Here is a 12,773-nt window from a genome sequence, read left to right on the forward strand (position 1 = left end):
GGCGGGCGGGGGGGGGGGCCCGGCCGGCCGGGGCCCGCCGCGGGGGGCGGGCGGCGGCCCCGGGCCGGGGTCAGATCACTCCGAGGTCCAGATGTCGCCGAGGGCCGACTCGTCCGCCGCGCCGCCGAGCGCCGGCAGGCCGTACATGTCCTCCAGCGTGCGCAGGACGCTGTAGTGGTTGATCTGCTGCTGCGACTCGTAGCCGGCCTTCACATGCGCGCCCACGAACGAGGTGTAGATCTGGTTGACCGAGGTGAAATTGTCCTCGTCGAAGGTCACCACGAGCAGGCTGTTGTGGGTCTTGGCCCACTGCGCGTAGTCGTCGAGGTTCTCCTTGAGCCAGCTGTCCCCGGTCCCGACCGAGCAGTCGTGCATGTCGTGGCACATGTCGGGCACCACGTACGACACCGTCGGCAGCTTGCTGTAGTCCGAGGGGAAGCTGGAGAACGGCAGGTGGTGAGTGGAGTCGCCGACCGTGGGGAAGTCGGCCCAGGGGGCGTGCTTACGGCGGTAGTCGCCGCTCTTGCAGCCGGTGTAGCCGGCGCTGGGCAGGTCCTCCGAGTACGCCTTGAAGGTCTTGCCCGCGTCGATGAGCTGCTGACCGAGGTTGCCGGTGGAGAAGTCGTTCGGGCAGCTGTCGTCGTCGACGCCCTGCATCGAGCCGGAGAACAGGCCGATGTAGTTCGGCTGACTGGGGTGGGTCAGGCCGAACGAGTTGGCGGACAGAGCGCCTTGCTTGGTGAGCGAGTTGAGGTAGGGCGCGGAGGAACTGCCCTTGATGGACGTGTAGTTCTTGTTCTCGAACGGCACGATCACGATGTGGTCGTACTGCGGCAGCGAGGCGTCCGCCGCCGTGGCGGAGGCGGCCTTCGTCGTGCGCGGACCGCTGCGCTGCCCGGGTTCGGACGCGAAGGCGCTGGCAGCCATCAGGGTCAGGGCCACCGCCGCGGCCGTGGTGGCGAGAGGGGCGAAACGCATGGGGTACCTCCTGAGGACGGAACGGAAAGGAACGGAAAGGAACGGAAAGGAAGGGGGCGGAACGTGCGGCGGAAGGTGGGCGCCGCGGCTGCGGCGAGCGTCAGGGCGCGCCCAGGCCGCCGGTGAAGAGCATCCGGTTGGGGCTGTCGCTGCCGGCGTCGGAGACCTTGCCGTCCGTGGCATGGTCGACGAGGGCCTGCTGGACCTCCGCCGGGGAGGCGTCCGGGTGCGCGGAGAGGTAGAGGGCGGCGGCGCCGGTCACATGCGGTGCGGCCATCGAGGTGCCAGTGAGGTTGTGGGTGTCCGTGTCCCCCGTGTTCCAGGCCGAAGTGATGCCCGTTCCCGGGGCGAACAGGTCGGTGCAGGGGCCGTAGTTGGAGTCGGAGCGGCGCCGGTCGTCGGAGGTGGCGTTGTTGACGACGAGGGCGGCGGCGATGTCGCCGGGTGAGTTGTCACAGGCGTCGGCGTCGTCGTTGCCCGAGGAAACGACCCAGGTGACCCCGGAGGCGATGGACTTCTTGATCGCGGTGTCCTCGCTGCTGTTCTTGCCGCCGTTGATGCTCATATTGACCACGGCGGGCTTGGCGGCGTGGGCGGTGACCCAGTCGGCGGCCGCGATGATCGACGACGAGGAGCCCTTGCCCTGGCAGTTCAGGGCACGCACGGACACCAGCTTGACGCCCTTGGCCACGCCGTAGTCCTTGCCCCCGATGGTGCCGGAGACGTGGGTGCCGTGACCGGCGCAGTCCTGTCCGTTCTGCCCGTCGCCCACTTCATCGGCCCCGACGGACGCCCGGCCCTGGAACTGGCTGTGCGAGGTGCGGATACCGGTGTCGACGACATACGCCGTGACGCCGCTCGCCGTCGTGGCGTACGAGTAGCTCCTGTCCAGCGGCAGGGCTTCCTGGTCCACCCGGTCGAGCCCCCACGACGGCGGGTCGCTCTGGACGGCGGAGCCACGGACCTCGGCGTCCTGCTCCACGTAGGCGACGCCAGGATCGGCCGCCACCCGCTGCGCCTGGCGGGTTGACATCGCGGCCGCGTAGCCTTTGAGCACCGTCCCGTAGGTCTGCCGGACGGTGCCCCCGTGCGCCTTCACGAGGCGGGCGCTCTCCTCCTCCACCGAACGGGCGGACAGCGTACGGTCCTTGAGGACGACGATGTACCGGCCCGGGAGGGCATGGGCGGAGGTGCGGACGGCGGGAACGGGCGGCGTGTCCTCCGCGTAGGACACGTAACCGGCGAGCAGAGGGACCGCCGTCGAGAGGGCGACGACCGTGGCGAGCCTTGATATTCGCAGGGGCACAGCTACTCCAAGGGGGTGCGGGAGCCCGGAAGCCCCGGGCTCCCTTTGTGTACCGGCCACCGAGGCGCAGTGGCGGCACAGCTGTGTCAGTGGCACAGATGCGCAACCCGCGCCCGGCCCTGCTCCCCCGCCGGGTCGGGAGGCCGTCAGATCCACTCCTTGCGGGCGGCGTGCAGGGCGAGCTGGAACCGGCTGGTGGCGCCGGCCAGTTGGTAGAGCCGCTCGGTGTGCCGGGAGAGGGTGCGGCGGCTGATGCCCAGCAGCTGCGCGATGGTGTCGTCGGTGACCCCCGTCCCCATGAGCTCCAGGATGCGGCGCTGTACGGGACGCAATGCGCGCGGCACCTGCTCGCTGAGGTGCATGGGGTGGCCGGAGCGCCACGATGTCTCGAACAAACCCAGGAGCGCGGTCAGCAGGCTCGACGGCCGCACCAGCAGCAGGGCCTCATTGGATTCCGCTTCGACGGACGACATCGAGACGATCGCCAGCCGCCGGTCGAAGACCGTGAGTTTGACCGGGACCGTCGTCAGCACCCGGGCCTGTTCGCCGGCCGCAATGCACGGCTCGATATTGACTGCGTAGTAGGCACAGTTCCGCACCGCGGAGCTGGAATACACCACGCGGTATTCCACCCCCCGTCGGAGATTCTCCACCTCGACGTCATTCGCGCCGCCATCCGTGTGATAAGGCGGCGAATCGAAGCGAATCACCTCGGACTCCACGGCCTTCTCGAACTGCCATATACGGTCCACGATCTGCGGCCCCGTCACCACCTCGACCAGATCATCGGTGGTCTGCGCACCGGTGCAGCGCCGGTAGTCCTGATAGGCATGCAGCGCGGCCATCTGGGCCCGCCGGACCTCGGCCGACCGGACATGGACGAGGCGGTCCAGCGCCATGCTCGGCTCAGCGGGAGACAGCGGCGCCGCGTGATCCGGGCCGCCGGCGACGACCAGCCCCAGGTCAATCAGCTGGTCGACGGATTCCTCCACCCGCTCCCGCTCCCAGCCCAGTTGCTCCCCCAGCTTCCCGGCGCTGCTGCGCCCGGCCTGAAGCAGCACCTGAAACACCTCGGCCTCCTGCCGAGCCACTCCGAGGTCCCTGAGATATGCCGTCAAATCCCTGTCATTCACATGAACTCCCCTCAGCAAGCGCACATCCGATAGCCGGCCGGATGCGGACCAAGAAGGCAAATGCGGTGAAGTAGATGGAGTTGTTCCGGTTGGCGAACGGGTCCCGCGTGGCCGACATCGTGCCACGGAAAGATCAACTGTCAAGTTGAATGCGCAATTAATTCCAAAAACACGCAGGAAGGATTCTTTTACGCCTGGACCGGACTCGGAAGTCATCGGCCCTTAGCTCCGCAAATTGCCCTGAGAGCAGTGATTCTGATGGCGCCACAGCCATCGGCTCGTCGCCGACCTCGTTCACCCACGCCAGGCCACCGAGGCCGCGGACCCGACGATCGCCGACGCTCCCGACGGCGTCGCACCGGTCGCCGGGGGCCGGACCGTACACCCCTCAGGCCCCCAACTCTCGAACTCAACACCCCTTGAACGAATGCAAGTTCGACCCCCGGTGGCCCCATCACACCCCTTGGCGTCTTCTTGTTCCGAATTCCTGGGTTACGGGGGTGGGTTCCGTCAGGATGTCGCGCACATCGCGTACCCGAGGCAAAGGGATCCCAGAATGAGAATGACCGATATATCGCTGGACTGGCTGGTTCCCGGCGCCTTGCTGCTCGTCGGTGTGTTCGCGGCCGCGGCGCTGGTGGTGCGTGGGAAGCGGGCGGCGGCCCGGGCCGCCGGTGAGGATTCCTGGGAGCGCAGTGAGGAGCGCCGCCGCCGTAAGGAGACCGTTTTCGCGTCGGCCTCCTATCTGCTGCTGTTCTGCTGTGCGGCGGTCGCCGCCGCGCTGTCCTTCCACGGGCTGGTCGGCTTCGGTGTGCAGAACCTCAACCTCTCCGGGGGCTGGGAGTATCTGGTGCCGTTCGGGCTCGACGGTGCGGCGATGTTCTGTTCCGTGCTCGCCGTGCGGGAGGCCAGTCACGGCGATGCGGCGCTCGGCTCCCGGCTGCTGGTGTGGACGTTCGCGGGCGCGGCGGCGTGGTTCAACTGGGTGCATGCGCCGCGCGGCCTGGGGCACGCGGGCGCACCGCAGTTCTTCGCCGGGATGTCGCTGTCGGCCGCGGTCCTCTTCGACCGGGCGCTCAAGCAGACCCGCCGGGCGGCGCTGCGCGAGCAGGGACTGGTGCCGCGGCCGCTGCCGCAGATCCGGATCGTCCGCTGGCTGCGCGCGCCCCGCGAGACCTTCGCGGCCTGGTCGCTGATGCTGCTGGAGGGCGTACGGACGCTGGACGAGGCGGTCGAGGAGGTCCGCGAGGACCGGCGGGAGAAGGAGCAGAACCGGCACCGCCGGCGCGAGCAGGGCAAGCTCGACCGGGCCCGCATCAAGGCCATCAACCGGCAGCACCGCAGCTGGGGCCTCGGCCGGGCCGGCGGCCGGCAGCTGGCGGTGCCCCAGGCGGCGGGCGCGGAGGTGGCCGGCCCCGACCCCGCCATAGTTGGTACCCCCCAGCCACTGCTCACCGGAGAGTCGCCGGTGCGCTCCCGCCCGGCCCTCAAAGCCGTGGCGGGCGCTGAGGCGGAGGGTGCCGGGGCTCCGGCCGGGCCCCCGCGGACCGTGGATCTCACCGCCGAGGACGACACCCAGACGATTCCCCGTCTGGACTCCCTCGAGGAGAAACTCGCCGAGATCGAACGGCAATTCGGCTGACCGGTGGCGGACCGCGCCGACCGACGCCCCCGCCCATGGGTCAGGCCGGTCCGCCGCCCAGCTCGAACCACACGCTCTTCCCGAGGCTCTCGGTGCGTATCCCCCATGCGTCGGCTAAGGAACGCACCAGCATCAGCCCCCTGCCGGAGGTCCCGTCGGTGGTCGGTGGGCGCGGCTCGGGGCGTCCGGGGACGAAGTCCCGGACCTCCACCCGCAGCCGGTCGCTGACCCGGGCGGTGACGACGGCGCCGCCCTCGGCATGCACCAGGGCATTGGTGACCAGCTCGCTGGTGAGCAGCGTCGCGACCTCCGCGAGCTCGCCGCCCCCCGGCACCGTCCAGCGGCTCAGCAGCTGGCGCAGCTCCCGCCGCACCTCACCGACCGCCTTCAGATCCGCATGCCGCACCTTCCGCTCCAGCACGCGTGGCCCTCGCGCGGTGGTCCCCCCGTTCCGGCCCCCCTCGGCCGTTTCCTGCCTTCTGTCCCGTTCCTCGCGCCGCACAGGCTGACGCATTTTCTCCCCCGCCCCCAACGAACCTCGGCGCTCTGCCTCGAACAGCCTCACGGTCAGCATGCCCATCGGATCTGCCGCCATGCTTCCGCGCGCCACGTCGCCGGTGCGCCGCCCGCGCGCCGGGTGGGCCGGGCCGGGCCCCAGTGGGTATGCCTGACCCCGAGCCTGTCGCGAACCCGGCCGCGCCCGGACACGAGGAAGCACCCCCCGGTTGCCGCCGGGGCAGCCCGCCCGCGTCCCGGGGCGTGGGAGTACGAGCGTGAGGAGCCGCTGTGCACGACGACCGACTGCTGGTGGAGGGGCGCCTGGAGCGGGCGCTGGGGCAGTTCATCCGGCCCGCGCAGTACGCGGCGCGGGTGCCCCTGCGGCTGGCCGTCTGGCACGCGCCCGGGGAACCGGGGCCGGTGAGCGAGGCGCTCGCGGCCACGTACGAGCCGTTCACGGTCGGCGAGCCCTGGGGGCCGCCGTGGTCCACCAGCTGGTTCCGGCTGGCGGGTGAGGTGCCGCAGGAGTGGGCGGGGCGGCGGGTGGAGGCCGTCATCGATCCCGGCTTCAGCGGCGACGGGCCCGGCTTCCAGGCCGAGGGGCTGCTGTACGACGCCGACGGGGTTCCGCTCAAGGGCATCCATCCGCGCAACCGGCACCTCCCCGTCGGCGCGCCGGTCAGCGGCGGCGAGGAGGTGCGGCTGCTGCTGGAGGCCGCCGCGAACCCGGCGGTGCTGCGGGATTTCCGGCCCACCGACCTCGGCGATGTACGGACCGCTCCGCACCGGCCGCTGTACCGCTTCGCCTCGGCGGACCTCGCGGTGCTCGACGAGACCGTCTGGCAGCTGATCCTGGACATCGAGGTGCTGTCGGAGCTGATGCACGAGGTGCCGGCCGACGGCTCGCGCCGGCACGAGATCCTGCGGGCCCTGGAGGACATGCTGGACGCGCTGGATCTGCACGATGTCGGGGGCACGGCGGCCGCGGGGCGGGCCGCGCTGGCGGACGTACTGAGCCGCCCGGCCACCGCGAGCGCCCATCGCGTGTCGGCCACCGGGCACGCCCATATCGACTCCGCCTGGCTGTGGCCACTGCGCGAGACCGTGCGCAAGGCGTCGCGCACCTTCGCCAATGTCACCCAACTGGCGGAGGAATACCCCGAGTTGGTGTTCGCCTGCTCGCAGGCGCAGCAGTACGCCTGGGTCAAGGAGCATCAGCCGCAGATCTGGGAGCGCATCAAGGAAGCCGTACGGAAAGGCAATTGGGCGCCGGTCGGCTCGATGTGGGTGGAGTCCGACGCCAATATGCCCGGCGGTGAGGCGCTGGCCCGGCAGCTCGTGCACGGCAAGCGCTTCTTCCTGGAGGAGCTGGGGGTGGAGACCGAGGAGATCTGGCTGCCGGACTCGTTCGGCTACACCGCCGCCTTCCCGCAGCTGGCCCGGCTGGCCGGCGCGAAGTGGTTCCTCACCCAGAAGCTGTCGTGGAACCAGACCGACAAGATGCCGCACCACACCTTCTGGTGGGAGGGCATCGACGGCACCCGCGTCTTCACCCACTTCCCGCCCGTCGACACCTACAACTCCCGCTTCCACGCCCGCGAACTCGCCCACGCCGCACGCAACTTCGCCGAGAAGGGCCGCGCCACCCGGTCCCTGGTCCCCTTCGGCTGGGGGGACGGTGGCGGCGGCCCGACCCGCGAGATGCTGGAGCGGGCCCGCCGGCTGCGGTCCCTGGAGGGTTCACCACGGGTCGAGATCGAGCCGCCGGCCCGGTTCTTCGAGGCCGCCCATGAGGAGTACGGGGCGGCGGCGCCGGTCTGGTCGGGCGAGCTGTACCTGGAGTTCCACCGCGGTACGTACACCTCACAGGCGAAGACCAAACAGGGCAACCGGCGCAGTGAACATCTGTTGCGCGAGGCGGAGTTGTGGGCGGCGACGGCGGCGGTACGGGCGGGCACCGACGGCTCGTACACCTACCCGTACGACGCCCTCGACCGTCTCTGGAAGACCGTACTGCTGCACCAGTTCCACGACATCCTGCCGGGCTCGTCCATCGCCTGGGTCCATCGCGAGGCCCGGGCCACGTATGCGGCCGTCGAGGCGGAGCTGACCGGGATCATCGAGACGGCGCTCGGCGCGCCGGCGGATCCCGGGGCCGCGCCGGCCGAGGTGCCGACGGTGTTCAACGCCTCGCCGTACGCCCGGGACGAGATCGTCACCCTGCCGGCCCCGGGACCGGACGGGGCGGCCGCCGTCGCGGTCCACGTACCCGCGCTGGGCTCGGCGCCCGTCCGCCCGCCCGGCCCGGACTCCCCCACACCACCGCCGCCGGCCGTACGGGCGAAGGCCGCCGCCGAGGGCACCCTCATCCTCGACAACGGCCTGCTGCGGGTATGCGTCGACACCGACGGTCTGCTGACCTCCGTACGCGATCTGCACGCCGGACGGGAGGTGCTGGCACCGGGCGCCCGCGGCAATCTGCTTCAGCTGCACCCCGATCACCCCACGCAGTACGACGCCTGGGACCTCGACCGGCATTACCGCCGCCGGCACACCGATCTGACCGACGCCGAGTCCGTGGAGCTGGCCACGGCCGGGCCGCTGTCCGCGACGGTCCGGGTGACCAGGGCGTTCGGCGCCTCCCGGATCACCCAGGAGCTGACCCTGCGGGCCGGCTCACACCGTCTCGACATCACCACCGACATCGACTGGCACGAGTCCGAGAAGGTCCTCAAGGCCGCCTTCCCCCTGGATGTGCACGCCGAACGGTCCACCTCCGAGATCCAGTTCGGACACGTCCACCGCCCCACGCACACCAACACCAGCTGGGACGCGGCCCGTTTCGAGATCTGTGCGCACCGCTGGCTGCGGGTCGCCGAGCCGGGTTACGGCGTCGCGCTGCTCAACGACTCGACCTACGGGCATGACGTGACCCGCACCCCGCACCCCGAGGGCCTGGGCACGACGGTACGGCTGACCCTGCTGCGCGCCCCGCACAGTCCCGACCCGGAGACCGACCAGGGCGCCCACCGCTTCACCTACGCACTGCTGCCGGGCGCCGGGGTCGGGGACGCGGTCGCCGAGGGCCTGGCCCTCAACCTGCCCCTCCGGACGGCCGACGTGCCGCCCGTGCCCCCGCTGATCCGCGTCGACCATCCGGCCGTCACCGTCGAGTCGGTCAAGCTCGCCGAGGACCGCAGCGGCGATGTGGTGGTGCGGCTGTACGAGTCCCACGGCGGCCGTGCCACCGGCACCGTCTCCCCAAGTTTCCCGGTGGCACACGCCACCGTGACCGACCTGTTGGAGCGTCCGCTGCACGAGGAGGAGGAAGGCCCGACGTCCGATGTGGCGGTCGAGCTGCGCCCGTTCCAGATCCTGACCCTCCGGCTCCGGCCGCAGCATCCGCCTGCCGGGTGAGCCCGGGTGTTCGGTGGACCGGCGGCGGACCGGCCGCGCGGGAAGGGGCCGGACAACGCGCCGGCCGGGGCCCCGTGGAACGGGACCCCGGCCGTGTGCCGGTGAGCGTGCGTGATCGTGGAGAGCCTCCTCACCGTGCGGTGCGGGCCCTTATCGGCGTAGGCCGGGCCCGCGGCGCGGTGCACGCACGCTTGCAACGATCAGATGATCCAAGCGAGCGGCCTAGCGCTCGACGTCGACCAGACCGCCACCGCCGGTGTGCACGCCACCGGACGGCCGGTGGTGGTGCTTCTTGTTGTGGTGCTTCTTGACGTGGTGCTTCTTCTTGGCGTGCTTGACGTGGTGGTGGTGCGTGACGTGGTGGTGACGGTGCACCTCCACCCGGCGCTCGATGTGACCGTTGAGGCAGGTGTTGCCGAAGGCCGGGTTCAGCAGCGCCACGATATTGACGGTGTTGCCGCACACGTTGATGGGAATGTGGATCGGGACCTGAATCGCATTGCCCGACACCACTCCCGGCGAATTGGCCGCGCCGCCGGCCGCGCCGGCGTCTGCGAACGCTGCCGACATGCCCCCCAGGGCGGTGCTTGCCGCAAGAGCGGCCACAGCAGTCACCCGCGTGATCCGTGACATAACAATCTCCCGATCGCTCCAAGCGGCTCACTGCCGCTTCCTGTTACTTCCCTTCGGCGCGTACGGCCCCATACTGAGAGAGTTTGCTAACATTTCACTCTTTCCGGGGATAAGTGTGGTTTAGAGATCGCGTGGCGAGGTCAAGGACATCGGCCGAACCCCGGGCGAGAAGCGGGGAAGCGGGCAGGTGAGCCCGTTCCGGCACGGTGTTCGACGTACGCTTGCGGCGTGACGCCGCACCACATCGTCGACGCAGACATCGACGCGATGACCGAGGACCTCAGGACGCTCGTCGAGGTCGAGTCCCCCTCCCGCGATCTCGACGCCTTGCGGGCGTCGGCCAAGGTTGTCGCCGGCGTCATCGAGCGTCGGCTCGGCGGGCGGGCCGTCCTCGTCGAGAGCGAAGCCGGGCCGCACGTCCACTGGTCCGGCGGCGGCGATCCGAAGGTCCTGATCCTCGGTCACCATGACACGGTGTTCCCGCTCGGCACGCTGGCGCGCCGCCCGTTCACGGTCGCGGACGGGCGGGCGACCGGCCCCGGCGTCTTCGACATGCTCGGCGGGCTGGTGCAGGCGATCCATGGCGTGGCGATGGCCGAGGACCGCTCGGGCGTCGAGATCCTGGTGACCGCCGACGAAGAGGTCGGCTCCCACTCCTCCCGGGCCCTCATCGAGGAGCGCGCCCTCGCCTGCGGCGCCGTACTGGTGGGTGAGGGTGCCGCGGAGGGCGGGGCCCTCAAGACCGCCCGTAAGGGCTGCGGCACGTTCCATGTCTCCCTCACGGGCCGGGCCTCGCACGCGGGCCTGGAACCGGCGGCCGGGGTCAATGCCCTGGTCGAAGCGGCCCACCAGGTCCTGGATATCGCGGCGCTCGGCCGGCCCGAGATCGGCACGACCGTGACCCCGACGGTCGCCTCCGCGGGAACCCTGGACAACGTCGTGCCCGCGGAGGCGACCATCACCGTCGATGTCCGGGTCGAGTCGGCCGAGGAGAAGGAGCGGATCGAGGCCGCCTTCGCGGCACTTGCTCCACACGTCGACGAGGCGGAGATCGCGGTGACGGGCGGCGTCGGCCGGCCGCCGATGCCCGAGTCGGCGGCGGCCGGGCTCTTCGCGGTGGCGCAGCAGCTGCTTCCCGGTATCGAGGCCGTGGCCGTCGGCGGCGGAAGCGATGGCAACTTCACGGCCGCGCTGGGGGTGCCCACCCTCGATGGCCTGGGAGCGGTCGGGGGCGGTGCCCACGCCGATCACGAGTATGTGGTGATCGACGCCATGGCCGAGCGGGCGGCGCTGATCGCCGGGCTGGTGAACGCCCTTCAGCGCCCGGAGGGGAACGGGTCCGTCCGCGCGCGGTGAGGGAGCGGGCGGCGGGGCCGCGGTACCGATCGCGTACCGGATCTCAGCGGGCGCTGCCCATGTTGCGGTCGGCGTCGGCGCCCTGGAGCATCAGGGTGGTCTCCTCGATACGGCGGAACCGGCCGTCGGGCGCGAAGTCGGCGAACACATAGACCTCCATGCGCACGGTCGAGCCGTCCTTCTTGGTGATGTCGACGGTGTGCCGGTCGGCGTACTTGCTGCCGTCGCACAGCTCCTCCTGGACCTGGACCTGACCGTCGGCGACGAGGGTGCGCAGGTGGGTGATGTGCTCGACGAACCCGGCGCGGTCGATCCACTCGCCGTCCGTGCGCTGGCGGTACTCCGGGGCGAAGTGGCGGTCGGCGGCTTCCTGCACGGTGATGTCGCGGGCGAAGAGCAGGTCGTTCATGGCGGCTTCGATGCCGGTGTGCGTCATGGGAGGTCCCCTCAAGGAAGAAGAAGTGCGTGCGTTGCGCACGCATCTCCCGCACTGTAGCAGCAGACGCGTGCGCAGCGCACGCTATTCTGGTGAGGTGGAGAACGAAGCAGGACATGAGATCGCAGAAGCGCTGGGCATCCTGCTCAGGCGCACCACCCGCACACAACTGCACCAGCAGCTCACCGAGGGCATGGGGGAGGCGGTGGACGAACTGACGTACCCGGTCCTCAGCGCACTGGCCCGGACCGGGCCCCGCAGCGCGGCCGACCTGGCGCCCGACGCCGGGGTCGACCGCTCCGGTGTCACCCGGCGGGCCTCACGGCTGGAGGCCGCCGGCCTCGTCCGCCGCGAGGCCGATCCCGCCGACCGGCGCGCGCAGTTGCTCGTCCTCACCGAGCAGGGCCACCGCGCGGTGGCCGAGCTGCGGGAGCGGCTGGCCGCCCACATCATGGCGAGTCTGTCCGAGTGGCCACCGGGCGAGGCCGAGGCGTTCGCCCGTCAGCTGCGGCGGTTCACCGTCGACGGCCCGTTCGGTTAGGGCGGCGGGCGGCGAAGGGCCGCGGGGCCCCGCACCACCGCCCCTCTCGGGCGTTTGACAGCGGACCCGGTCGTTCGGGCCTCCTTGTCAGCGCACCTGGTCGCTCTTCGGCCCGGCGTCTTTGATCCTGGTCGGAGTTCCGTCCGGGGCGAACGAGTGGTGGAAGGTGAAGGCGTGCGGTGCGGGGCCGTGGTCGTGGAGGTGTTCCAGGTGGGAGACCCCGTCCCGCCAGGTGGGTATCACGCCGTCGGAGACCCACCAGCACACGTAATTCGGGTGCTCTGTCCTCTCGAACCAGTCGTAGCGCCTGTTCAGTGCCTCGCGGTGCAGACCGGTGTAGATGGCGTCCAAGGCGGGGCGCAGGTCGGTCCAGAGGGAGAGGGTCGCGTCCAGGGCGGTGGTTTCCACCGTGCGGCCCTTGCCGTACCAGGTCGGTACGGTGAACTCTCCCCAGGCACCCCAGTCCAGGTCGAAGTGTGTGCCCCGGCCGCGGTTCACCGCTTCGGCGCGAGCGAGGTATCCGGGGTGCCGGCTGATCTTCCGGTAGATGGCCTCGCCGCGGACGTGGAGTTCGCGCGTGAGAGGGCCGGGATCGGTGAGAGGCGACTTCAGGACGCCGAAGGTGTACAGCGCAAGATGGGGCATGGTCTCTCCCTGGTCGGGGTGCCTGGTGTGGACCCGGTTCGGTGGCTTACGCATGGGGGCGAGGATTCCTGGGGCGTGACCAATGCATCCCGTCACGGGTGGCTCAGCCCGAAGGAACTCCTGTGCGACCGTGGGCGATCGCCGAAGACCAGGTGAAGGTAGCTGCCTCCGCGAGCCATGTCGAAGTT

At 70.6% G+C, this 12,773-nt stretch carries 11 protein-coding genes; 4 read left to right on the plus strand and 7 right to left on the minus strand.

Annotation, left to right across the window (positions count from 1 at the left end):
• Positions 1–75 precede the first annotated feature (75 nt).
• The 3 genes from ACFWJW_RS30955 to ACFWJW_RS30965 form a co-directional block, all read right to left on the minus strand.
• The gene (locus tag ACFWJW_RS30955) at positions 76–978 is read right to left on the minus strand and encodes an alkaline phosphatase family protein (protein WP_387247490.1); all 903 of its coding nucleotides are present in this window, start codon (positions 976–978) and stop codon (positions 76–78) included.
• 100 nt (positions 979–1,078) lie between these two features.
• Complete coding sequence (locus tag ACFWJW_RS30960; protein WP_387247491.1) at positions 1,079–2,284, minus strand: S8 family peptidase; 1,206 nt, start codon at positions 2,282–2,284, stop codon at positions 1,079–1,081.
• 146 nt (positions 2,285–2,430) lie between these two features.
• On the minus strand, positions 2,431–3,441 hold the full coding sequence (locus ACFWJW_RS30965) for a helix-turn-helix domain-containing protein (protein ID WP_387247523.1): 1,011 nt from the start codon (positions 3,439–3,441) through the stop codon (positions 2,431–2,433).
• Between the two features lie 532 nt (positions 3,442–3,973).
• Between ACFWJW_RS30965 and ACFWJW_RS30970 the strand changes: the two genes are divergently transcribed.
• A complete protein-coding gene (locus tag ACFWJW_RS30970) occupies positions 3,974–5,059 on the plus strand; it encodes a DUF2637 domain-containing protein (RefSeq protein WP_387247492.1) in 1,086 nt (361 codons plus the stop codon).
• Between the two features lie 40 nt (positions 5,060–5,099).
• Here ACFWJW_RS30970 and ACFWJW_RS30975 read toward each other — a convergent pair whose 3' ends face one another.
• A complete protein-coding gene (locus tag ACFWJW_RS30975; protein ID WP_085923925.1) occupies positions 5,100–5,477 on the minus strand; it encodes an ATP-binding protein in 378 nt (125 codons plus the stop codon).
• Between the two features lie 368 nt (positions 5,478–5,845).
• Between ACFWJW_RS30975 and ACFWJW_RS30980 the strand changes: the two genes are divergently transcribed.
• Positions 5,846–8,974, plus strand: coding sequence for an alpha-mannosidase (locus ACFWJW_RS30980; protein WP_387247493.1), 3,129 nt, complete (start codon positions 5,846–5,848; stop codon positions 8,972–8,974).
• 222 nt (positions 8,975–9,196) lie between these two features.
• On the opposite strand, the gene ACFWJW_RS30985 is transcribed toward ACFWJW_RS30980, so the two are convergent.
• Positions 9,197–9,544: a chaplin gene (locus ACFWJW_RS30985; RefSeq protein ID WP_387247494.1), complete on the minus strand. Its 348-nt coding sequence runs from the start codon at positions 9,542–9,544 to the stop codon at positions 9,197–9,199.
• 330 nt (positions 9,545–9,874) lie between these two features.
• On the opposite strand from ACFWJW_RS30985, the gene ACFWJW_RS30990 reads away from it, so the two are divergent.
• Positions 9,875–10,963 (plus strand): M20 family metallopeptidase, encoded by a 1,089-nt coding sequence (locus ACFWJW_RS30990; protein ID WP_387247524.1) that lies wholly within the window; start codon positions 9,875–9,877, stop codon positions 10,961–10,963.
• Positions 10,964–11,006: 43 nt separating this feature from the next.
• Here ACFWJW_RS30990 and ACFWJW_RS30995 read toward each other — a convergent pair whose 3' ends face one another.
• The gene (locus ACFWJW_RS30995; RefSeq protein ID WP_387247495.1) at positions 11,007–11,399 is read right to left on the minus strand and encodes a nuclear transport factor 2 family protein; all 393 of its coding nucleotides are present in this window, start codon (positions 11,397–11,399) and stop codon (positions 11,007–11,009) included.
• Between the two features lie 97 nt (positions 11,400–11,496).
• Between ACFWJW_RS30995 and ACFWJW_RS31000 the strand changes: the two genes are divergently transcribed.
• Positions 11,497–11,940, plus strand: coding sequence for a MarR family winged helix-turn-helix transcriptional regulator (locus tag ACFWJW_RS31000; RefSeq protein WP_387247496.1), 444 nt, complete (start codon positions 11,497–11,499; stop codon positions 11,938–11,940).
• 87 nt (positions 11,941–12,027) lie between these two features.
• On the opposite strand, the gene ACFWJW_RS31005 is transcribed toward ACFWJW_RS31000, so the two are convergent.
• Positions 12,028–12,585 carry a DUF3291 domain-containing protein gene (locus tag ACFWJW_RS31005; RefSeq protein WP_387247525.1) on the minus strand — a complete coding sequence of 186 codons (558 nt, stop codon included), beginning with the start codon at positions 12,583–12,585 and terminating at the stop codon, positions 12,028–12,030.
• Positions 12,586–12,773 lie beyond the last annotated feature (188 nt).

Origin of the sequence: Streptomyces sp. NPDC127097 (assembly GCF_042724075.1) — a bacterium.
Classification (GTDB): domain Bacteria; phylum Actinomycetota; class Actinomycetes; order Streptomycetales; family Streptomycetaceae; genus Streptomyces.

What these genes read in the sequence shown, in the direction of transcription:
- ACFWJW_RS30995 (WP_387247495.1), bottom strand. Translation starts at nt 11,399, where the DNA reads ATGACGCACACCGGCATCGAAGCCGCCATGAACGACCTGCTCTTCGCC.
- ACFWJW_RS30970 (WP_387247492.1), top strand. Translation starts at nt 3,974, where the DNA reads ATGAGAATGACCGATATATCGCTGGACTGGCTGGTTCCCGGCGCCTTG.
- ACFWJW_RS30985 (WP_387247494.1), bottom strand. Translation starts at nt 9,544, where the DNA reads ATGTCGGCAGCGTTCGCAGACGCCGGCGCGGCCGGCGGCGCGGCCAAT.
- ACFWJW_RS30990 (WP_387247524.1), top strand. Translation starts at nt 9,875, where the DNA reads ATGACCGAGGACCTCAGGACGCTCGTCGAGGTCGAGTCCCCCTCCCGC.
- ACFWJW_RS30955 (WP_387247490.1), bottom strand. Translation starts at nt 978, where the DNA reads ATGCGTTTCGCCCCTCTCGCCACCACGGCCGCGGCGGTGGCCCTGACC.
- ACFWJW_RS31005 (WP_387247525.1), bottom strand. Translation starts at nt 12,585, where the DNA reads ATGCCCCATCTTGCGCTGTACACCTTCGGCGTCCTGAAGTCGCCTCTC.